17 protein-coding genes are annotated in these 19,855 nt (G+C 75.0%); 9 read left to right on the top strand and 8 right to left on the bottom strand.

The window, feature by feature from the left end:
• Window positions 1–22: 22 nt before the first annotated feature.
• Entirely contained in the window at window positions 23–1,345 is a 1,323-nt protein-coding gene (locus O7604_RS01440) for a ribonuclease D (RefSeq protein ID WP_281578641.1), read from the bottom strand.
• A gap of 231 nt (window positions 1,346–1,576) precedes the next feature.
• Here O7604_RS01440 and O7604_RS01435 point away from each other — a divergent pair, with 231 nt between their 5' ends.
• On the top strand, window positions 1,577–2,971 hold the full coding sequence (locus tag O7604_RS01435; protein WP_281578640.1) for a trypsin-like peptidase domain-containing protein: 1,395 nt from the start codon (window positions 1,577–1,579) through the stop codon (window positions 2,969–2,971).
• Window positions 2,972–3,063: 92 nt separating this feature from the next.
• Window positions 3,064–3,894, top strand: a complete 831-nt coding sequence (locus O7604_RS01430) for a hypothetical protein (protein WP_281578639.1) — start codon at window positions 3,064–3,066, stop codon at window positions 3,892–3,894.
• Window positions 3,895–4,057: 163 nt separating this feature from the next.
• On the opposite strand, the gene O7604_RS01425 is transcribed toward O7604_RS01430, so the two are convergent.
• On the bottom strand, window positions 4,058–4,627 hold the full coding sequence (locus tag O7604_RS01425) for a DUF3000 domain-containing protein (protein ID WP_210898398.1): 570 nt from the start codon (window positions 4,625–4,627) through the stop codon (window positions 4,058–4,060).
• A gap of 173 nt (window positions 4,628–4,800) precedes the next feature.
• Here O7604_RS01425 and hemE point away from each other — a divergent pair, with 173 nt between their 5' ends.
• Genes hemE through hemQ form a run of 3 tightly spaced genes read left to right on the top strand, consistent with a single transcriptional unit; the run spans window position 4,801 to window position 8,009 of the window.
• Entirely contained in the window at window positions 4,801–5,892 is a 1,092-nt protein-coding gene (gene hemE, locus O7604_RS01420; protein ID WP_281578638.1) for a uroporphyrinogen decarboxylase, read from the top strand.
• Window positions 5,893–5,901: 9 nt separating this feature from the next.
• Window positions 5,902–7,311: a protoporphyrinogen oxidase gene (hemG, locus tag O7604_RS01415; RefSeq protein ID WP_281578637.1), complete on the top strand. Its 1,410-nt coding sequence runs from the start codon at window positions 5,902–5,904 to the stop codon at window positions 7,309–7,311.
• Window positions 7,308–8,009, top strand: a complete 702-nt coding sequence (gene hemQ / locus O7604_RS01410) for a hydrogen peroxide-dependent heme synthase (protein ID WP_120570998.1) — start codon at window positions 7,308–7,310, stop codon at window positions 8,007–8,009. Before hemG ends, hemQ begins: the two co-directional genes overlap by 4 nt.
• Before the next feature lie 96 nt (window positions 8,010–8,105).
• Here hemQ and O7604_RS01405 read toward each other — a convergent pair whose 3' ends face one another.
• The 4 genes from O7604_RS01405 to O7604_RS01390 all read right to left on the bottom strand — a co-directional run bounded on the left by O7604_RS01405 (window position 8,106) and on the right by O7604_RS01390 (window position 10,829).
• On the bottom strand, window positions 8,106–9,221 hold the full coding sequence (locus O7604_RS01405) for a lytic polysaccharide monooxygenase (protein ID WP_281578636.1): 1,116 nt from the start codon (window positions 9,219–9,221) through the stop codon (window positions 8,106–8,108).
• 106 nt (window positions 9,222–9,327) lie between these two features.
• Window positions 9,328–9,771 (bottom strand): GNAT family N-acetyltransferase, encoded by a 444-nt coding sequence (locus O7604_RS01400; RefSeq protein ID WP_281578635.1) that lies wholly within the window; start codon window positions 9,769–9,771, stop codon window positions 9,328–9,330.
• A 72-nt stretch (window positions 9,772–9,843) separates the two neighbouring features.
• Window positions 9,844–10,515: a hypothetical protein gene (locus O7604_RS01395; RefSeq protein WP_281578634.1), complete on the bottom strand. Its 672-nt coding sequence runs from the start codon at window positions 10,513–10,515 to the stop codon at window positions 9,844–9,846.
• Between the two features lie 53 nt (window positions 10,516–10,568).
• Window positions 10,569–10,829 carry a hypothetical protein gene (locus O7604_RS01390; protein ID WP_013284826.1) on the bottom strand — a complete coding sequence of 87 codons (261 nt, stop codon included), beginning with the start codon at window positions 10,827–10,829 and terminating at the stop codon, window positions 10,569–10,571.
• Between the two features lie 155 nt (window positions 10,830–10,984).
• Here O7604_RS01390 and O7604_RS01385 point away from each other — a divergent pair, with 155 nt between their 5' ends.
• On the top strand, window positions 10,985–11,260 hold the full coding sequence (locus O7604_RS01385; protein WP_030503018.1) for an isoamylase early set domain-containing protein: 276 nt from the start codon (window positions 10,985–10,987) through the stop codon (window positions 11,258–11,260).
• An 8-nt stretch (window positions 11,261–11,268) separates the two neighbouring features.
• Here O7604_RS01385 and msrB read toward each other — a convergent pair whose 3' ends face one another.
• Window positions 11,269–11,679 carry a peptide-methionine (R)-S-oxide reductase MsrB gene (gene msrB / locus O7604_RS01380; protein WP_013284828.1) on the bottom strand — a complete coding sequence of 137 codons (411 nt, stop codon included), beginning with the start codon at window positions 11,677–11,679 and terminating at the stop codon, window positions 11,269–11,271.
• 47 nt (window positions 11,680–11,726) lie between these two features.
• Here msrB and ligD point away from each other — a divergent pair, with 47 nt between their 5' ends.
• On the top strand, window positions 11,727–12,752 hold the full coding sequence (gene ligD, locus O7604_RS01375; protein ID WP_281578633.1) for a non-homologous end-joining DNA ligase: 1,026 nt from the start codon (window positions 11,727–11,729) through the stop codon (window positions 12,750–12,752).
• 62 nt (window positions 12,753–12,814) lie between these two features.
• Here ligD and O7604_RS01370 read toward each other — a convergent pair whose 3' ends face one another.
• On the bottom strand, window positions 12,815–13,660 hold the full coding sequence (locus O7604_RS01370; RefSeq protein ID WP_281578632.1) for a hypothetical protein: 846 nt from the start codon (window positions 13,658–13,660) through the stop codon (window positions 12,815–12,817).
• 283 nt (window positions 13,661–13,943) lie between these two features.
• On the opposite strand from O7604_RS01370, the gene O7604_RS01365 reads away from it, so the two are divergent.
• Together O7604_RS01365 and O7604_RS01360 are read left to right on the top strand one after the other, a co-directional pair.
• Window positions 13,944–17,129: an FtsX-like permease family protein gene (locus O7604_RS01365; protein WP_281578631.1), complete on the top strand. Its 3,186-nt coding sequence runs from the start codon at window positions 13,944–13,946 to the stop codon at window positions 17,127–17,129.
• Window positions 17,126–19,855: an FtsX-like permease family protein gene (locus tag O7604_RS01360; RefSeq protein ID WP_281578630.1), complete on the top strand. Its 2,730-nt coding sequence runs from the start codon at window positions 17,126–17,128 to the stop codon at window positions 19,853–19,855. The genes O7604_RS01365 and O7604_RS01360 overlap by 4 nt, the downstream gene beginning before the upstream one ends.

The raw sequence follows: 19,855 nt of genomic DNA, 5'->3' as shown, positions 1-19,855 counted from the left end.
CCTCACACCCCGCCCGCGGCCGTCACTGCTGCGGGGTGCGCAACGCCTCCGTCAGAGCGGGCAGGAGCAGCCCGATCTGCCACTCCCGGGCCCCGAACCCGCGCAGCGTCTCCGCCACCGTGTCGTCGGTGATCTCCGCGGGCGGCTGCCACGCCAGCCGGCGGATCGAGTCCGGTGCGATCAGGTTCTCCGCCGGCAGCCGGTGCGCCCCGGCGGCGCCGACCACCACCTCCCGGGCACGGGCCAGCCGGCCGGCCGCCACCGGGTCGCGTTCGGCCCAGCGGTGCGGCGGAGGCGGCCCCTCCACGGCCGGGCTCACCGGCAACGCGTCGTCCGGCAACTGGCGCGCGTCGTCGAGCGCCGCCAGCCAGGTACGCGCCAGCCGGCGCACCGACCGCCCTCCGAACCCGGGGAGCGTCAGCAGTGTCTTCTCGTCCTTCGGGTCCAGCTCGGCGGCGGCCACGATGGCCGAGTCGGGCAGCACCCGCCCCGGCGCGGCGTCCCGGCGGGAGGCGATCTGGTCCCGCGCGTACCAGAGGGATCGCACCCGGGCCTGGGCGCGCGCGCCGCGTACCCGGTGGATGCCGGACGTGCGCCGCCACGGCTCCGCGCGCACGCGCGGCGGACGGGCGCCGTTGCGCACCAGCGCGTCGAACTCCTCCGCCGCCCAGCCGGACTTGCCCTGCCGCTGCAACTCCTCGTCCAGCGCGTCGCGCAGATCCACGAGCAGTTCGACGTCCAGCGCCGCGTACGTCAGCCAGGACTCCGGCAGCGGCCGGCTCGACCAGTCGGCGGCCGAGTGGTGCTTCTCCAGGCTGAAGCCGAGCAGCTGTTCGGTCAGCGCGGCCAGGCCGACCCGCTCGAATCCGGCCAGCCGGGCGGCCAGTTCGGTGTCGAACAACCGGCGCGGGCGCAGCCCCACCTCGGCCAGGCAGGCGAGATCCTGGCTGGCCGCGTGCAGCACCCACTCGGTCTCGGCGATCGCCGCGTCCAGGGCGGACAGGTCGGGCAGTGGCAGCGGGTCGATGAGCGCGGTGCCGGCGCCGCCGCGGCGCAGCTGCACCAGATAGGCGCGCTGGCTGTAGCGGTAGCCGGAGGCGCGTTCGGCGTCCAGGGCAACCGGGCCGGTGCCGGCCGCGAAGCGGGCCACGACCTCGTCCAGCTCGGCAGGTGTGGCCACCGGAGCGGGCGTGCCCTCGCGCGGCGCGGTCAGGGGGACGGCCGCGCCCGGATCGGTCTCGGGCCCCGCGTCCGCCGGCTCCGGCAGGGCCGACGTCGGACGGGCGGACGCCTCTCCGGTACGGCTTTCGGCGGCCCGACGGCGCAGGGGTGGTTCGTCGGTCACCTGACAACCCTAGTAGGCCGGACGATCCGGTGTGCGCAGCCGGTCGGGCGCGTGTCGGCGAGACGGCCGCCGGGTGACCGGAAAGGTGCGGGTTGCGGGGCCGTGAGAGGGTCGGACAAGGGGGAAGACAAAGCCCGATCCCGCCGGTACGGTCCATCGAGCCGCGAACGGCGTACGGGTGCCACAGCGGCCGGGGGGCGTCGGTGAAGCCGACGGGGAGGACGGACGAACATGACAGGCGGGTACGGAACCGGCGACGACGCGCCGGGTCAGGGCGGCGGCGACACGGCAGCCGACCGGCCGGGGCCGCTGCCGCCGCGCTTCGCCCCGCCCGGCGCTCCGGCACCGGCGCCCGGATCGTTCGCCGGTGGAGCCGAGTGGGGCGGCACGCCCGGCTACCCGGCACCGTCGGCGCGCGCCGGCCAGCCGTCCGCGGGATACCCGGACCCGTCGGGCCCGCCGCAGTCCACGCCCTATGCCGCCGCGTCCGGCGTCGCGACCCCGGCCCGGCCGGGCGGGTCGTCCTACGGCCCCCAGCCCGGGCAGTCGTCCTACGGCACCGGTACGGCCCAGCCGTCGTCCTACGGGTCCGTACCGCCGCAGACCTCCCGGGCGTCCGCTCCGGCGTACCCGGGTCAGCCGGCCGTGTCGCCGTCGTACCCGGGCGGGCCGGGCTCGTCGTCCTACCCGGATCCCCGGCCCGCCGCGCCGGCCTACCCGGGCCAGCCCGTGTCCGCGCCCGCCTACCCGGGTCAGCCCGTGTCCGCGCCCGCCTCGGCGTACCCGGGTCAGCAGGCCCTCGCCGGCGGCCCGGCCGGCTTCGGCACGCCGCCCGCCGGCCCGCCGGCCCGGCGCAGCCGCCTGGCGGTGGTGGCGCTGGCCCTGGCCGCGGTGCTGGCGCTGGTCACCGGCGTGCAGGCGTACCAGATCTACCGGCTCGACGACCGGCTCGCCGCCGCCGACAAGCGGATGGCCGAGGGGCAGGGCGCGGACGCCAGCCGGCTCGACGGCCTGGAGCAGCGCGCCGGCAGCCTGGAGAAGCAGGCCGACGCGGCCTTCAACCCGGAGGCGGTGGCCGGCGCGGTGCTGCCGAGCGTGTTCCGGGTGCGGGCCGGGCAGTTCACCGGTACGGCGTTCGCCGTCGGCAAGGCCCCCTCCGGCGGCGGCACCACGCTGCTGACGAACTTCCACGTGGTCGAGTCGGTCTTCACCGCCGGTGAGCGCAAGGTGTTCCTGGAGCGCAAGGACCAGCGGTTCGAGGCGACGATCATCGCCACCGACAAGGACAAGGACCTGGCGCAGCTGCGGACCACGGCCAAGTTCACCGGTCTGGTCGCGGCCCGCGCCCCGGTGCGGTCCGGCCAGCAGATCATCGTGGTCGGCGCGCCGCTCGGGCTGCAGGACAGCGTCACCACGGGCGTGGTCAGCGCGTTCCGCGAGGACGAGAGCGGCGGTGGCCCGGTGATCCAGTTCGACGCCCCGATCAACCCGGGCAACTCCGGCGGCCCGGTCATCAACGGCTCGAAAGAGGTCGTCGGCATCGCCACGGCCAAGGCCCGCAACGCCGAGGGCATCGGGCTCGCGGTGCCGATCAAGACCGCCTGCGACCGGTTCCGCCTCTGCTGACCGGCCGCCCACACCGGTGTGGGTGACCGCACCGCATCGACCCCGGCCCATCGGGCCACCCCGCGGGGGACCAGCACATCTGGAGGAACGACATGTCCTACCCACCGGCCGGGGGCGACAACCCGCCCCCGGCGCCGGGGGGCACGGTCTACGGCAACGTGTACGGCAGCCGGCCCGCGCCCCAGCAGTACGACCCGAACCAGCCCGCGCCGACCCTGCACCAGCCCGCCGCGCCCGACGGCGCCCCCGGGTACGCCGGATATCCGCCCGCCGCGCCGGGACAGCCGGGCTACGCGCCGGGCGCCGCCCCGGTGCCTCCGCCGGCACAGCCGATGTCGGCGCCGCCGGTGTCCGTCCCGCCGGTGTCCGTCCCGCCCGTCTCCGGGCCCGGCTACGCGCAGCCGATGTCGGTCCCGCCGGCGTCCGCTCCGCCGGTGTCCGGCCCCGGCTTCGGGCCGCCGCCGATGTCCGGGCCACCCGGCCCGTACGGTCCGCCCGGTGCCGCCCCGGCCGCCGGCGGCAGCCGGAAGGCCGCTCTGCTGGTGCTCGGCCTCGTCGCCGCGTTGCTGCTCGTCTTCGGCGGCGTGATGACCTTCCTGTACGTCTCCACGAACGGCGAGCTGGACAAGTCCCGGCAGCTGGTCAGCCAGCGCGACGGCACCATCTCGGCGAACCAGCAGGAGATGGAGAAGCTCAAGGGTGAGCTGAAGACGGTCCAGGATCGGCTGTCGGACACGCAGCAGGACCTGACCGGCACCAAGAACGACCGGGACGAGCAGGCCCGGCAGAAGAAGGTCATCGCGAGCTGCCTGGACAAGCTGACCACCGCCATCGCGGCGGCGTCGCGCGGCGACCGGGCGGCCTTCGAGGCGGCGAACAAGGGTCTGGACAAGGTCTGCGACGAGGCCGAGAACTACCTCTGATCCGGCGTCCGCCGTGAGGCCGTCCCGCACGCGCGGGGCGGCCTTCGCGCGTCAACCCCGGGGGTACGCCGGCCGCGAACCGCGCCCGGCCCGCCGCAACGGTCGTCGCGCGTGAGGCGACCCGTGTGCCGGTACGCGGCCCTCGCGAGCCGACGAACGGCGGTCAGGCGGCGCCGGCGGAGCGGCGGGGCAGCGCGGTGACGCCGGGCGGCGGCAGGCCGGCCGTGGAGGCCAGCAGCGTGCACCAGCCGAGCAGGTGCGGGCCCAGGTCGGCGCGCAGCGGCGTCCAGGAGGCGCGGATCTCGATGTCACCGGCGGCGGGCGGGCCGGCCAGCTCGCCGAAGCGGGTGGACAGCGTCTGGGTGACGGTGCCGCCGATCGCCCGGTGCCCGGCGCCCTGCGCGTCCAGCGCGTCGGTCAGCCAGGTCCAGCCGACGCCGGGCAGCAGCGGATCGCTGGCCAGGTCGACCTCCAGTTCGGCGGTGACGTACGTGACCAGGCGCAGCGTGCCCTGCCACGCCTCGTGGCCGGCCGGGTCGTGCAGCAGGATCAGCCGGCCGGTGGCCACCTCGTCGTCGTCGCGCATCACGGCGGCGGAGAGCGCGAAGGCGTACGGGGCCAGCCGCTGCGGCGCGCCGACCTCCTCGAGAACGATCTCCGGGCGGGGTGTCACCGATCGCAGCCCCGCGACCGCGCGAGCGAACGTTTCCGGGAGCGCGATCGGGGGGGCCATGCGGGCAGCCTATGCCGCGCCCGCCGCGCGGTGCGTGACGGCGCGCCGGTTGATCGACGGTTAAGAAGGGGCCCTTCCTCTACCGGAGGCGTTAAGCGGGGGCCCTTCCTTCTACGTCACAAATGCGGACGGTGAGCGCGGGCGCGTGCCGGGGGCGTGGCACGATTGCCGCGATGACCACCGACACCACGGGCACTGCCGCCCGAGACGGAGAACCCCGCCGCGGCGGGCCGGCCGACTCGCCCTTCGTGCGCGCCTGCCGGCGCGAGCCGGGCCCGCACACCCCGGTCTGGTTCATGCGCCAGGCCGGCCGGTCGCTGCCGGAGTACCGCGAGATCCGGGCGAACGTGCCGATGCTGGAGTCCTGCCGCCGGCCGGACCTGGTCACCGAGATCACGCTCCAGCCGGTGCGCCGGCACGGCGTGGACGCGGCGATCCTGTTCAGCGACATCGTGGTGCCGGTCGCCGCGGCCGGCATCGACCTGGACATCGTGCCCGGCACCGGCCCGGTGGTGGCCGAGCCGATCCGTACCGCCGCCGACGTCGAGCGGATCACCCCGATCGGCCGCGACGAGGTGTCGTACGTGGACGAGGCGGTCCGCCGGCTCGTCGTCGAGCTGGGCGACACCCCGCTGATCGGCTTCGCCGGGGCGCCGTTCACGCTCGCCAGCTACCTGGTCGAGGGCGGGCCGTCGCGGACCCACGCCAAGACCAAGGCGCTGATGTACGGCGACCCGGACCTGTGGCACGCGCTGTGCGCCCGGCTGGCCGAGGTGACCCTGGCGTTCCTCCAGGTGCAGATCGACGCCGGCGTCTCCGCGGTGCAGCTGTTCGACTCGTGGGCCGGTGCGCTGTCCGAGGCCGACTACCGCCGTTTCGTGCTGCCGCACTCGACGTACGTGCTGGGCGGGCTAGCCGGCACCGGCGTGCCGCGCATCCACTTCGGGGTGGGCACCGGTGAGCTGCTCGGCGCGATGGGCGAGGCCGGCGCCGACGTGGTGGGCGTCGACTGGCGTACGCCGCTGGACGTCGCCACCGGCCGGATCGGGCCGGACAAGGCGGTGCAGGGCAACCTCGACCCGACCGTGCTGCTCGCCCCCTGGCCGGTGGTGGAGACCGAGGTGCGGCGCATCGTCGAGCAGGGCCGGGCCGCTCCCGGACACGTGTTCAACCTCGGTCACGGCGTCCTGCCGGAAACCGACCCCGAGGTGCTGACCCGGGTGGTCGCGCTGGTGCACGAGCTGACCACGCGACCGGAGCGCTAGGAGGAGACAGTGGTGCGACCGTGGCGGGTGGCGATCGTCGGTGGCGGGATCACCGGGCTGGCCGCCGCCGTCCGGTTGCGCGACCGGGCCCCCGAGGGCACCGAGGTCACCGTGTACGAGCAGTCCGGCCGCCTCGGCGGCAAGTTGTTCACCGGTGAGCTCGCCGGTGGGCCGGTCGAGTTCGGCGCGGAGTCGTTCCTGATGCGCGACCCGGCCGGTGGCGAGTCGGCAGCGGCCAAGCTGGCCCGCCGCCTCGGCCTGGACGACTCGATCGTGCACCCCACGGTCGGGCAGGCCGCCCTGCTCGTCGACGGCACGTTGCACCCGGTGCCGGGCGGCACGCTCGTCGGCGTTCCCGGGGATCTGGACAAGGTGGCGGCGGTCGCGCCGCCGGCCGCGGACGCCGACCGCGACGCGGGCCGGCCGCTGCTGGCCGACGGCGAGGACACGTCGGTCGGCGAGCTGGTCCGCAAGCGGCTCGGTGACGCGGTGGTGGACCGGCTGGTCGACCCGATGCTCGGCGGCGTGTACGCGGGGCGGGCCGACGACCTGTCGCTGGTCACCACGATGCCGGCGCTGGCTCGCGCGGCCCGGGCCGAGCACACGCTCGTCGGTGCGGTACGCGCCGCGCAGGCCGCCGCGCCGCGCGCGCCCGGCGCACCCGTCTTCGGCACCCTGGCCGGTGGGCTGAGCACGCTGGTCGAGGCGGCGGCGACGGCGAGCGGGGCGACGATCCGCCGGGGCGCGGCGGTACGCGAGCTGCGCCGCACCCCGTCGGGCTGGCGGCTCACCGTCGGGCCGACCCGCGACGCCGAGCACGTCGAGGCCGACGCGGTGCTGCTCGCGGTGCCGGCCCGACCGGCCGGCCGGCTCCTCGCCACCGCCGCGCCCGAGGCGGCCGACACCGTCGGCGCGCTCGACTACGCCAGCGTCGCCCTGATCACCCTCGCCCTGCCCGGTCCGGCCCTGCCGGAGCTGTCCGGCTTCCTGGTCCCGGCCGGCGAAGGGCTGACGATCAAGGCGTCCACGTTCTTCACCACCAAGTGGGGGCACCTGCGGCGGCCGGACGGGCTGGCGCTGGTGCGCGCCTCGGTGGGCCGGTACGGCGACGAGACGTCGCTGCAGCTCACCGACGACGACCTGGCCGACACGGTGCACCGGGAGCTGTCGGCGGTGCTCGGCGAGCCGCTGCCGGCCCCGGTGGCCCGGCACGTGCAGCGGTGGGGTGGCGCGCTGCCGCAGTACACGCCCGGGCACACCGCCCGGGTCGCGGCGGTCCGGACGGCGCTGCGCGCCGCGTACCCGACGCTGGCGGTGGCCGGCGCCGGCTACGACGGCGTCGGCATTCCGGTCTGCGTCCGCTCCGGCGAGACGGCGGCCGAAGAGATCATCACGGCACTGGGAGGATCGGCAGCATGACCGAGCAGACCAACGCGGCGCGGCTGCGGGAGCTCAACGAGACCATCCGCTACACGATGTGGTCGGTGTACCGGGCCACCAGCCCGCTGCCGTCGCTGCGGGAGAACGTCGTCGACGAGGTCGAGTCGCTCTTCACCGAGCTGGCCGGCAAGGACGTCACGATCCGGGGCACGTACGACGTGGCCGGGCTGCGCGCCGACGCCGACCTGATGATCTGGTGGCACTCGTCGTCCAGCGACGCGCTGCAGGACGCGTACCTGCGGTTCCGCCGCACCACGCTGGGCCGGGCGCTCACCCCGGTCTGGTCGCAGATGGCGCTGCACCGCCCGGCCGAGTTCAACAAGAGCCACATCCCGGCGTTCCTGGCCGACGAGCAGCCGCGCGCCTACCTGTGCGTCTACCCGTTCGTGCGCTCGTACGAGTGGTACCTGCTGCCCGACGCCGAGCGGCGGGAACTGCTGTCCGAGCACGGCAAGATGGCCCGGGGCTACCCGGACGTGCGGGCCAACACGGTCGCCTCGTTCGCGCTCGGCGACTACGAGTGGATGCTGGCGTTCGAGGCCGACGAGCTGCACCGGATCGTGGACCTGATGCGTGACCTGCGCGCCTCCGGCGCCCGCCGGCACGTACGGGAGGAGATCCCGTTCTACACCGGCCGCCGCCGCCCGGTGGCCGACATCGTCAACTGCCTGGTGTGAAAGGAAGGGCCCCTTCTTAACGCCTGCGGTAGAGGAAGGGGCCCTGCTTAACACCACAGCAGGTGCCGAGCAGGGCCCCGACCGGGACGGCAGCCGTCAGGAGGTCGTCGTGCAGGACACGATGCTGGGCACCGGATTCGTCGCACCGGCCGAGCCGGTGAAGCCGAACGAGGTGCTCGCGCCCGGCGCGAGCGAGCCGTTGTAGGCCACGTTGCGTGCCGTCACCAGCGTTCCGCTCGTGCTCACGGTGGCGTTCCACGCCGAGCTGACCTGCTGGCCGTTCTGGTAGTTCCAGCTAACCGACCAGCCGCGGATCGGCGAGCCGCTGTTGTTCGTCACCTTCACGTCGGCCTGGAAACCGCCACCCCACGTACCGGTGATCGCGTACGTCGCGGTGCAGCCACCGGCCGGGTTCGGCGTGGTCGGCGGCGGGCTGCTCGGCGGCGTGCTCGTGGGCGGCGTGCTCGTCGGCGGGGTGCTGGTGGGCGGGGTGCTGGTCGGCGGGGTGGTCGGGCCGGACCCGCCGAAGTCCACGTCACTGCACAGGTAGTAGGACTGGTCCAGGTGGCTGGCCTGCCAGATCGTGTAGACGATGTGCCGGCCGGTGCGGCCCGGCGCGTTCGCCGGGATCTGGATGGACACGCCGTCGACCTCACGCGTCCACTGGCTGGCCGGGGTGTTGCCGATCTGGCCGACCAGTTCCAGGTCGCTCCAGCGCAGCGGCGAGGTGAGCGCGTTGAAACCCTGCTTGGTCACGTACACCCGGATGTAGTCGGCGCCGTGGCTGGCCTGGTCGAAGAACTTGACCCGGAAGTTGTTGGTGACCGGCACGGTCTTCCAGGCGCCGACCGTGTCGAGCGCGTTGTAGCGGCCGCTCTGGGTGCGCCCGCCGCTGCACAGCTGCCCGTCCGGGATGGCGCCCTGGTGGTTGCCGGCCACGCCCTCGCGGAACAGGCCGTTCCAGTTCCACATGGCGTTCGGGTCGGCCTGCCACGCCTGCCAGCACATCGGGTCCTGGGTGGCCATGGCCGGGTTCTGAAAGTCACCGCCCCAGCGCTGCCAGCAGCTGTAGGCGCGCGAGGCCGGGTCGACAACCGACCCGTGCGCCGAGGCCGGGCCGGAGAACGCGGTGGTGAGCAGCGCCGCCACCACCGCGCAGACGGCGAGGATCGCCGCCGCGAGCGGTAAGGGGCGGCGGTACGGAGTGGGCATGGGAAGCCTCCGGGATGGGTGTCGGTGCACGACGCCCGGACTGTCGGGAGTTGCCCTCTCCCGCGTGGCGGCTCCGCCCGCACGTTGCCATAAAAAGCGACAAACGTCAATGAGTCGGGTTGCGGCGCATCGGGGTGTGCGGGATGCCGTCCTCGACGTAACCGGGGCCACTGACCTCGAAGCCGAGCCCCGCGTAGAAGCCGACCAGGTGCGTCTGCGCGTCGAGCACGCACGGCCGGTCACCCACCACGGCCAGGGCCTCGGTCATCAGCGCGCCGGCCAGGCCCGCGCCGCGGGCCGCCGGCGCCACCACGACCCGTCCGATCCGTGCGACGCCGCCGGGGTCGGCCAGGATCCGCAGGTACGCGACCACGGCGCCGTCGCTGCTCAGCCACAGGTGGCGGGTGCCGGGCTCGACGTCCCGGCCGTCCAGTTCCGGGTACGGGCAGGACTGCTCGACCACGAACACGTCGATGCGCAGCCGGAGCAGGTCGTGGAAGGTGCTGGTGTCCAGGTCGGCGAAACCGGCCAGGTGGGACTCGACGGGCATCGGCCCAGGTTAGGTGGCGCGTCTGCGGCCGGTCGTGCGCACCCCAGGCGCGCGCCGGACCGGCGCGCCGGCTCAGCCCTTCGACGCGCGCAGCCCGGTTGCGGTGGCGGTGACGGCGCGTTCGAACCAGGTGCCGGTGTCGGCCGCCGAGCGGGTCCAGACCCAGACGCACTGGGTCACCCGGTCCTGCTGGAGGCAGCCGTAGCGGTGCGGGAAACGGGTGCCGTCGGACAGGGTCATGGTGGCCGACACCATCCGGCCCGGCACGCCCAGCCCGGCGGGCAGCTTCCCGGCGGTGTGGCCGGTGGTGACCTGGCCGGCCTCCTCGTCGCGCTCGCACGCCTGAAGCACGCCGAAGATCTGCCGGACCGCGTCCGCGGCGGTCGGCTCGTCCGGGTAGACCACTGTCTCCTGGGCCACCTCGACGAACTCGTCGGCCGGTGTTCCCTCCGGCGTGCCGAAGACCCGGGTCGACACGACGAGCCGCCGGTCGAGCAGGGGCAGCGGGCGACCACAGGCGACGCCGTCGGAGTCGAGTTGCTCGCTGGCGTTCTCGGGCTTCTCGGCCAGGCCGGCCAGGCTGCCGGTCGCCGCGTACCGGTCGCGCAGCGCCGCGGCGGCGCCGCCGTCGGTGGGTGAGGGCGCGGCGAGGGCCGGAGCGGTGGTGGCGGCGGGCTCGGTGGTGGAACCGCAGCCGGCGAGGGCGGCGGCCAGGGCCGCCGCGATGATCAACCGTCGGGACACCGCAGGGATGCTAGCCGGAGATCGACGCCGATGGCGCCCCGCGACGGTACGCGTCAGGCGGGGCGGGCGCCGACCGCGTCGCGTACCTCGGCGCCCTGCTCGCCCTCGACGGCGCGGGCGCAGTGGGCGCAGCAGAAGAAACGGCCGGAGACCTCGACGCCGTGCCCGACGATCTTGATCTGGCAGTGCTCGCAGATCGGCGCCATCTTGTGCACCGCGCACTCGAAGCAGTCGAACGTGTGCCGCGACCCGTCGACCGTGCGGACCTCGAACGCCATCCAGTAGTCGTTGCCGCAAACCTCGCAGGCAGCCATGCGAAACCCCCCGAAAACGGACCTGTCATCCGAGGGTTGCGCAGACGACACCATCGAGCAACCGGAACCGGCGAACCTGATCCGGCCCTACGGCGAGTCGCTCCCGGCGTGTCGAGCGTTGACTCCGGTGACCGCCGAAAATCCCCGGAGGATCCGTGATCAAGCGCAACAAGCTCTTCGGCAACCAGACCCGGGTGACGTTCTCGCTGCCCCGGGACACCCCGGCCGGCACGGTGAGCGTGGTCGGCTGCTTCAACGGCTGGGAGCCCGGCCGGCACGAGCTGGTGCCGCGCCGCGACGGCACCCGTACCGTGACGGTCCGGCTGAAGCCGGGGGAGTACCGCTTCCGCTACCTGGCCACCGGCGGCGTCTGGCTGGACGACGAGGCCGCCGACCGGGTCGACGAGGCCGGCGGCCTGCTGCGGCTGTGACGCCGCCGTCAGCCGGCGCTGGGCTCCAGCCGCACCGAGATCGAGTTGACGCAGTGCCGGGTGTCCTTCGGGGTGAAGCCCTCACCCTCGAAGACGTGCCCGAGGTGGCTGTCACAGCGCGCGCAGCGGATCTCCACGCGCCGCATGCCGAGCGTGTTGTCCGGGATCTCCTTGACCGCGCCCGGGATGGCGTCGTCGAAGCTCGGCCAGCCGCAGTGCGAGTCGAACTTGTCCTGGCTGCGGAACAGTTCCAGCCCGCAGGCCCGGCAGTGGTAGACGCCGGGGGTCTTGGTGTCGACGTACTCACCGGTCCAGGGCGCCTCGGTGCCGGCCTCGCGGAGCACCCGGAACTCCTCGGGGCTCAGCCGCACGCGCCATTCGTCCTCGGTACGGGGCAGTTCGTTGTCGGAAAGACTCACCCCTTCACGGTACGTCGGCTGTCGGTGGCATCGCATATGGTCGCGTGATGGCGGGCAAGGGCACGGTCGAGGAGATCGAGGTAGCCGGGCACACGGTGCGGCTGAGCAGCCCCGATCGGGTGATCTTCCCCCAGCAGGGCTTCACCAAGGCCGACGTCTTCCGCTACTACCTCGCCGTCGGCGACGGGATCATGCGCGCCCTGCGCGACCGGCCGACCACGCTCCAGCGCTTCCCCGACGGCATCGAGGGGGAGATGTTCTTCCAGAAGCGGGTGCCGCAGCGGGGCGTGCCGCCGTGGGTCCGCACCGCGCGGATCGCCTTCCCCAGCGGCCGCCCGGCCGACGAGCTGTGCCCGGCCGACCTGGCGCACGTGGCCTGGGCGGCGCAGATGGGCACCGTGGTGTTCCACCCGTGGCCGGTACGCGCCGCCGACACCGACCGGCCCGACGAACTGCGCGTCGACCTCGATCCGCAGCCCGGCACCGACTTCGGCGACGCGGTGGCCGCCGCCGGTGAGCTGCGCGGGCTGCTCGACGAGCTGGGCGTGCCCGGCTGGCCGAAGACCTCCGGCGGCCGGGGCGTGCACGTCTACCTGCGCATCCAGCCGCGCTGGACGTTCGTGGAGGTGCGCCGGGCCACCATCGCGCTGGCCCGGGAGCTGGAACGCCGCCGCCCCGAGCTGGTCACCACCGCCTGGTGGAAGGAGGAGCGGGGCGAGCGCGTCTTCGTCGACTTCAACCAGATGGCACGGGACCGCACCATCGCCTGCGCGTACTCGCTGCGGGCGAACGCCCGCGCCACCGTCTCCACCCCCGTCGACTGGGACGAACTGCCCGAGGTCGACCCGGACGACTTCCACCTCGGTACGGTGCCGGCCCGGTTCGCCGAGCGCGGCGACCCGCACGCCGGCATCGACGACGCCCCGTGGGACATCACGCCGCTGCTCGAGTGGGCCGAGCGGGACGCCGCCGACGGGCTGGGCGACATGCCCTACCCGCCGGAATACCCGAAGATGCCCGGCGAGCCGAAGCGGGTCCAGCCGTCGAAGGACCGCGACCGTCCACGCCCCTGACGCCGGCTCCCTTTCAGGCGGGCGCGCACGGCGCGGCGCGGCCGTGATCGGGTGCCGCCGGCTCAGGCGGGAGCGGTGAGCATGCTCCGCACCGAGGCCACGACGTGCCGAGGGCGGCGGTAGAGGTCGGTGGCGGTGTAGATCCGTATGCGCCAGCCGTGCTCGGCCAGCCAGTTGAGCCGGGAGCGGTCGTGGTGCAACCGGCCGGGGTCGAGGTGGGAGGCGCCGTCGTACTCCAGGCCGATGCGCCGGTCGCGGTAGCCCAGGTCGAGGCGGTAGATCGGTGTCCCGTCCTGGTCGGGAACCCACAGCTGCGGCTCCGGCGACGGCAACCCGCCGTCGATCAGCAGCAGCCGTAGTTGGCTCTCCTGCCGGCACTCCGCGCGCGGGTCGGCGAGCGCGACGAGTTGCCCTGCTTGTCGTACTCCCCGCAGGCCGGCGTGCCACGCCACCTCGGTCAGCAGGTCCTCCCGGCGGCAGGCGCCGGCTCGGAGGCAGAGGTCCAGCACGGGCAGCGCGTCCGCCCGCCGGAGCACCCGGGCCAGATCCACGGCGCAGCGCGCGGCAGGCGCGCAGGGGATGCCGGCGATCTCCACCGCGTCCGGCATCGGCAGCACCGTCTGGTGCGCCGCCACGCCCCGGATCCGCCGGGCACTCACACCGGGTGGCACGATCACGTGCACCCGGTCGTCGGGTACGGCCCCGAACCGGTGCAGTCGCGCACCGGTGTGGAACCCCGCGACGGTTCCCGGCGGCAATCGCCGGAACAGGGCGCGCAACCGGTTGATCTCGTCGTCGGTGCAGCCGTACACGCCCCGGGACAGTCGGCAAAGCCGTCCCGCTTCCACCCGGTGCCGGACCGCCCCGCGGCTCGTCCCACCCGCCAGCAACTCCCCGTACCGCCACACCCGCCCACCTTCCCGCCCCGCCGCCCTCCCCGTCCGCCCCTGTGGACAGGGCCCTCCCCTCCGCACCGGTGGCCGCCGTCGATCTTGGAGTTGTGGTCGTTCCCAAAAGCCGCATAGAGCGCATTCGAGGTGCCACAACTCCAAGATCGACGGGGAGGGCGGTGGGGGTGCGGCGAGGGGGTGCCGGGGGACCGATAACGATCATGTAACGGGCGCGAACCTTTTGCGGGGCTTCACTGCTCTCTCTCGGCGTCGGCCCGCCGGGGCCAGGAGAGGACGTCGGATGAAGCTGGTGTGGAGGCGGGCGATAGAGGCCCGTGGGCTGCTGCTCGCCGCCGCTGTCGCGGCACTTGTCGCGGTCGCGTTGGTCACCGGGCTCTCCGACTACAACCGCCGTGCGGTCGAGGCCGGCGCGCGGGCGGTGCTCGACGCCGCCCCGGCCGAGGAGCGCAGCCTGCTGATCAGCGGCTCCGGCGGCGACGACGCCGCCGCGTTCGCCGAGCGGGACCGGGCGGTACGGGAACAGTTCGCGAACGGGCTCGGCGGCGCGCCCGTCACCGTGGCCGCGACCCGCTCCGGGACCGGGCGGGAGCTGACCGGGGACGTGGGCGCCGCCCGTACCGACGACGACCCGATGTTCGCCAACCTGGCCACGCTCGACGAGCTGCCGGCGCACGCCGAACTGGCCGCCGGAGCGTGGCCGGTGCCGGGCAGCAACCCGTTGCAGGTGACGTTGCCGGAGAAGGTGGCCGCGCAGCTGAGCCTGGAGGTCGGTGAGCGGGTGCCGCTCTACGACAGGGGCGCGGAGCGGGCCGGCACAGTGGTGGTGGTCGGCACGTGGCGCCCACGGGACGCGTCCGAGGCGTACTGGCGTCTCGCCCCGGGGGTGGGGGAGAGCCAGGGCGACGCGGAGATCACCTCGTACGGGCCGTTCGCGCTCGACCCGGCCGACTTCGCCCGTACCTTCCCCGGCTCCACCTCGGCGGCCTGGGTGGTCGACCCCGACCTGGTGGCGGTCGAGCCGGCCCGGCTGCCCGCCGTGACCACGGCGCTGGACGAGATCACCGGGAAGCTGCCCGAGGCCACCGGCCTGGGCTCCTCGACACAGCAGGTCAGCCACCTGGACCGGCTCGTCGACCGGCTCAGCCGGGCCGACCTGGTGGGCCGGTCCGCGCTGCTCACCCCGCTGCTGCTGATCGTGGTGCTCGGCGGGTACGCGCTGGTGCTGGTGGCGGCGCTGCTCAACGAGGACCGGCGGTCGCAGACCGCGTTGCTGCGGGCCCGGGGCGCCGCCCGGGGGCAGATCGCCGGGCTGGCCGTACGCGAGGCGACGCTCGTGGTGGCGCCGGCGCTGCTGCTGGCCCCGGCGCTGACCGGGCAGGCGATCCACTACCTGGGCGCGGACCTGGGGCTGGCGGACGGCGACCTGGCCCGGGTGTGGGTGGTGGCGGTCGGCGCGGCGGTCGGCTGCCTGCTCGCCATGGTGCTGCCGGCGATGCGCCGGGCCGGCACGTACGTGGCCGACATGGCCGCCCGGTCCCGTCCCTCCCGGGGCGCGGCGATGCAGCGGGCGAGCGTGGACATCGCGCTGGTGGCCCTGGCCGTGCTCGCCTGGACCCAGTTGCGGCAGTATTCCTCGCCGCTCGCCGGCGCGAACGGCAACCTCGGCATCGACCCGCTGCTGGCCGCCGCGCCCACCATCGGCGTGCTGGCCGGCGCGGTGATCGCGCTGCGGCTGCTGCCGCCGACCACCCGGATCGCGGAACGCCTCGTCGACCGGCGGACGTGGAACGCCACCATGTTCGGCATGTGGCAGGCGGGCCGCCGCCCGCACGCCGGCCCGGTGCTGCTGCTCGCGCTCGCCGTCGGCGGCAGCACGCTCGCCTGGTCGCTCGTCGCCTCGTGGGAACGGTCGCAGCGGGACCAGGCGCAGCACACCGTCGGCGCGGACCTGCGGCTGACCGAACGGGACGGCACCGCCCCCGCGGACCGGGCCGCCCAGCTGGCCGCCGTGCCCGGCGTGGACCGGGTGCTGCCCGCCTGGCGCGACGACGTCCGGGTGGGCCGCGAGGCCCGGCCGGCCACCGTGGTGGCGCTGGACGCCGCCGCCGCGAAGGGGCTGATCCGGCTCGACGACACCGGCGGCGACGCCTCCACCGGCGCCCTGCTGGACCGGCTGGCCGGCGGCCGGACCGCGCCCGTGGGCGGCGTCCTGCCCGAGGGGGCGAAGACGCTCTCCGGCACCGTGCGTACCCCGGTCGAGAGCATGTACGAGCAGCCCCGGGTGGCGGTGACCGCGTTGTTCGCCACCGACGCCGGGGCCACCTGGCGGGTCCGGCTCGCCGAGGGGGACGGCGACGGGAAGCCGGTGCGCTTCTCGGTGCCGCTGCCGGACAGCGGCGGCGCCCCGCTGCGCCTGGCCGGATTCGAGGCCGACGGCGGCGACGCCACCGGCAGCTCGTACCGGCTTCTGCTGGACCAGCTGCGGCTCACCGACGCCGCCGGGGCGGCCCTGCCACTGCCGGTGGAGGGGTCGTGGCGGGTGATCGACCCGGGCGCCGGGCCGCGCGGCACCGCGCAGGCGAGCCCGACCCGGATCGACGGGACGCAGGGCTTCGACGTGCCCGCCGGACTGTTGCAGTTCGCCCGGATCCCCTCGTCCCGGTTCGCGCTGGTGCCGATGGTGCCGGACCGCCCGGTGCCGGTGCTCCTCACCCCGGGCGTGGCCGCCGCGATGAGCGTCAAGACCGGCGACACCGTCAAGCTGTCGGTCGCCGAGGTGACGCTCGAGGTCACAGTGGTCGGCCAGGTCGCCGCGGTGCCCGGCACCGGGGGCGACGGGCTGCTGCTGGACCTGCCCACCGCCACCACGCAACTCCTGGAACGCAGCGGCGGCGTCCGGCCGGTGGCCGAGTGGTGGCTCGGCACCACGCCCGGTGGGCACACCGCCGCCGTGGACGCGCTCGCCTCGGCGGGGGGCACGGTGCTGCTGGACCGGCGGGCGGTGGCCGCCGAGGCCGCCGAGGATCCGTACTGGCAGGGTGCGCGCACCGGCCTGCTGGCCGCCGCGCTCGGCTCGGTGCTGCTCGCCCTGGTCGGCCTGGCGGTGGACGTCTGGGCCACCACCCGGCGCCGGCTCACCGAGTTCGCCGTGTTCAACACCCTCGGCGCGAACACCCGGCTGCTGGCTCGCGCGTACCTCGCCGAACAGACGTTCCTGGCCGCGATCGGCGTCGGCGTCGGGATGCTCGTCGGCGCCCTCGTCGCGGCCACCATGGTGCCGCTGGTGATCCTCACCCCGGCCGCCGGCCGGCCGGTGCCCGAGGCGGTCTTCACCGTCCCGTGGGTGCCGATCGGGGCGACGGCCGCCGGGCTGCTGCTCGCCGCGCTCGCCTTCGCCGCCCTCATCACCACCGGCATCCGCCAGCGGGTCGCCGCCGCGCAGCTCCGGATCGGAGGAGAACGATGAGCCTTCCTGGTGCCGCGCGCCGGGTACGCGCGTACGGGGGGCAGTTCCTGCTGCTCGCCGTCCTGACCCTGGTGACCGCCCTGCTGATCACCGGGGTGCCCCGGGTCGCCGACCGGCTGACCGGGCAGGGCCTCACCGAGTACGTGGCCGGTCAGCCGGTAACCCGCCGCGACCTCACGTACAGCGCCGGACCGGACGTCGTGTCGGCCTCGGACCAGCCCGTCGTCGCCAGCCGGGGAGCCCTGCTCGCGGCGATCGAGGAGAAGATGCCCGCCGAGGTGCGCGACACGATCGGCGAGCGCTGGTTCGCGGCGCAGACCGTCCCCGGGCGGTTGCGCGGTCCGACGCTGAGCGACGACAAAGGGCTGATCGACCTGCACCTGCGTGCCGGCACCGGCATCCGGGAGGCGGCCACCCTGGTCGACGGGCGGTGGCCGGAACGCGGTGTCACCCCGGCCGGCGCGATCGAGGTGACGCTCGCCGAGACGATCGCCACCAGGCTGGGCGTCGCGGCCGGTGACCGGTTCCGCCTCTCGCTGCTGGACCGCGACAACAACGTGCTCAACTCCCGCCCGGTCGACCTGGTCGGCGTGTGGCGGCCGAACGACCCGGCCGGCGGTGTCTGGGACACACTGCCGTCGATGCTGAAGCTCAGCCCGCCGGAAGGCGACGGCGACCCCTTCGTGGGCGTCGCGTACACCGCCGACGCGGGCCTGAACTCGATCACCGCCCGCGAATGGCCGGTGACCTTCGGCTGGCGGTACCGGATCGCCCCGGACCGGCTCGAACCGGGCCGCCTCGACGCGCTGATCGCCGGCGTCGACGGGCTGGACCGGGCCCTGCCCACTGAGCTCAAGATGACCCTCAGCCAGGGCGCGGACATCCCGCTGCGGCGCTTCGCCGACTCGCTGGCCGCCGCGCGTACCCTGCTCGCGGTCATCGCCGCCGGACTGCTCGCCACGCTGGCCGGGCTGACGCTGCTGGCCGCCCGGCTGGCCGCGCGCCGCCGCCGCGCCGAGTTCCACCTGATCCGGGCCCGCGGCGGCTCGACCGGCGCGGTGCTGCGCCGTGGCCTGGCCGAGTCGGCGCTGGTGCTGCCGGCCGCGGCCGGGATCGGCTGGCTGCTCGGCGGGCTGCTGCCCGGCACCGGTGCGCCGTGGCTCTGGGTGCTGATCGCCGGGCTCCTGGCCACGCTGCTGCCGCCGCTCGCCGCGCTCGCCGTCGGCCGCCGCGCCGGTGGGCGCGCCGACCTGGGCGGCCGCTCGCCTGCGGTCCGGCTCACCGTCGAGGTGGTCGTGCTCGGGCTCGCCGTGCTCGGCGCGTTCCTGCTGCGCCGTCGTGGGCTCACCGCCGGTTCGGTGGATCCGCTGCTGGTCTCCGTACCGGTGCTGCTGGCGATCGCGGCGGCGCTGGTGGCGCTGCGCGCGTACCCCTGGCCGTTGCGGCTGGTCAGCCGCCTCGCCGCCCGGGCGCGCGGCAGCGTCGCGTTCCTCGGCACGGCCCGCGCGGGCCGGGCCGCGAGCACCGGGCCGCTGGTCGTGGTGGTGCTGGCCGTCGCCACCGCCGCGTTCTGCGGCGTGGTGGCGACCGGCATCGAGACCGGCCGGGACACCGCCGCCGCCCAGGCCGTGCCCGGTGACCTGCTGGTACGTGGGGAGCGCTTCACGCCGGACACGGCGGACCAGTTGGCCGCGCTGCCCGGGGTACGGGCCGTCGCGCCGCTGCTCACCGTGCCGGCCGAACGCCCGTACTCCGACCGTGCCGGACGCCCCGCCCCGATCACCGAGCTGCGTGTGGTGCTCGTGGACGGGGAACGGTTCGCCGAGGTGGCGCGGGCGGCCGGCGTACCGGTGGACGTGCCCGACCCGGTGCGGGCCCGCACCGACGGGAGCGCGCCGCTGCCGGCGCTGGTGTCCCCGGCGGTGGCCGAGGAACTGGCCGACGCCGGGCTCGCCGACGCCGAGGGCGACCGCCCCGCCTGGCTGGACGTGCAGGGCAACCGGCTGCCGGTGCGCACCGCCGCCACCGTCGACGAGTTCGCGCTCGTCGACAAGGACGTACGCCGGTTCGTGGTGCTGCCGTGGCCGGCGTTGCCGGCGGACGCGCCGCACCAGCTCGCGCCCACCGGGTTCGTGCTGGCCGGCGCGGGTGTGGACGCGGCTGAGGTGGACCGGGTCGCGCGTGAGGGGCAGCACCGCTACCTGCGCATCGGCGGGGTCGGCACCGGGGACAAGGCCCGCGCGCCGGAGGTGACGACCCGTGCGGCGGTGCGCGCCGACCTGGGCGGCACCGGCGTCAACGGGCTGCTGGTGTTCGGGTTCGTGCTCGGCGCCGGAGGCGGCGCCGCGCTGGGCCTGCTCGGCCTCGCGCTCGCGGTGCTCGCCGGGGCCCGGTCGCGCGGCCAGGTGCTGTCCCGGCTGCGCACCATGGGCCTGTCCCGCCGGCAGTGGCGCGGACTGCTGATGGTGGAGCTGACACCGCTGGTGCTGGTGTCGGTGCTCACCGGGGCGGTGGTCGGCGCGTTGCTGCCGCTGCTGCTCACGCCGGTGCTCGGGCTGCCCGCCTTCACCGGGGGCGTGGAGGTACGCCCGAGTTTCGAGCCCGGCCTGGTGGCCGGGGTGTCGGTCCTGGCCATGCTGGCCCTCGGTTTCGCGATCGCCGTGGAAGCCGTGAACAACCGCCGGTTGCGCCTCGGTGAGGTGCTGCGGCTCGGAGAGGAGAGCTGA

It is taken from the genome of Micromonospora sp. WMMA1947, from assembly GCF_027497355.1.
Lineage (GTDB): Bacteria > Actinomycetota > Actinomycetes > Mycobacteriales > Micromonosporaceae > Micromonospora.
The sequence above is the reverse complement of the archived record's forward strand: the minus strand, read 5'-3'. Positions and strand labels throughout refer to the sequence as shown.

Bases quoted from the DNA above. Each gene is read 5' to 3' on its own strand.
- O7604_RS01435 (WP_281578640.1), top strand. From the start codon at position 1,577: ATGACAGGCGGGTACGGAACCGGCGACGACGCGCCGGGTCAGGGCGGC.
- O7604_RS01430 (WP_281578639.1), top strand. From the start codon at position 3,064: ATGTCCTACCCACCGGCCGGGGGCGACAACCCGCCCCCGGCGCCGGGG.
- O7604_RS01425 (WP_210898398.1), bottom strand. From the start codon at position 4,627: ATGGCCCCCCCGATCGCGCTCCCGGAAACGTTCGCTCGCGCGGTCGCG.
- hemE (WP_281578638.1), top strand. From the start codon at position 4,801: ATGACCACCGACACCACGGGCACTGCCGCCCGAGACGGAGAACCCCGC.
- hemQ (WP_120570998.1), top strand. From the start codon at position 7,308: ATGACCGAGCAGACCAACGCGGCGCGGCTGCGGGAGCTCAACGAGACC.
- O7604_RS01405 (WP_281578636.1), bottom strand. From the start codon at position 9,221: ATGCCCACTCCGTACCGCCGCCCCTTACCGCTCGCGGCGGCGATCCTC.
- O7604_RS01400 (WP_281578635.1), bottom strand. From the start codon at position 9,771: ATGCCCGTCGAGTCCCACCTGGCCGGTTTCGCCGACCTGGACACCAGC.
- O7604_RS01390 (WP_013284826.1), bottom strand. From the start codon at position 10,829: ATGGCTGCCTGCGAGGTTTGCGGCAACGACTACTGGATGGCGTTCGAG.
- ligD (WP_281578633.1), top strand. From the start codon at position 11,727: ATGGCGGGCAAGGGCACGGTCGAGGAGATCGAGGTAGCCGGGCACACG.
- O7604_RS01365 (WP_281578631.1), top strand. From the start codon at position 13,944: ATGAAGCTGGTGTGGAGGCGGGCGATAGAGGCCCGTGGGCTGCTGCTC.
- O7604_RS01360 (WP_281578630.1), top strand. From the start codon at position 17,126: ATGAGCCTTCCTGGTGCCGCGCGCCGGGTACGCGCGTACGGGGGGCAG.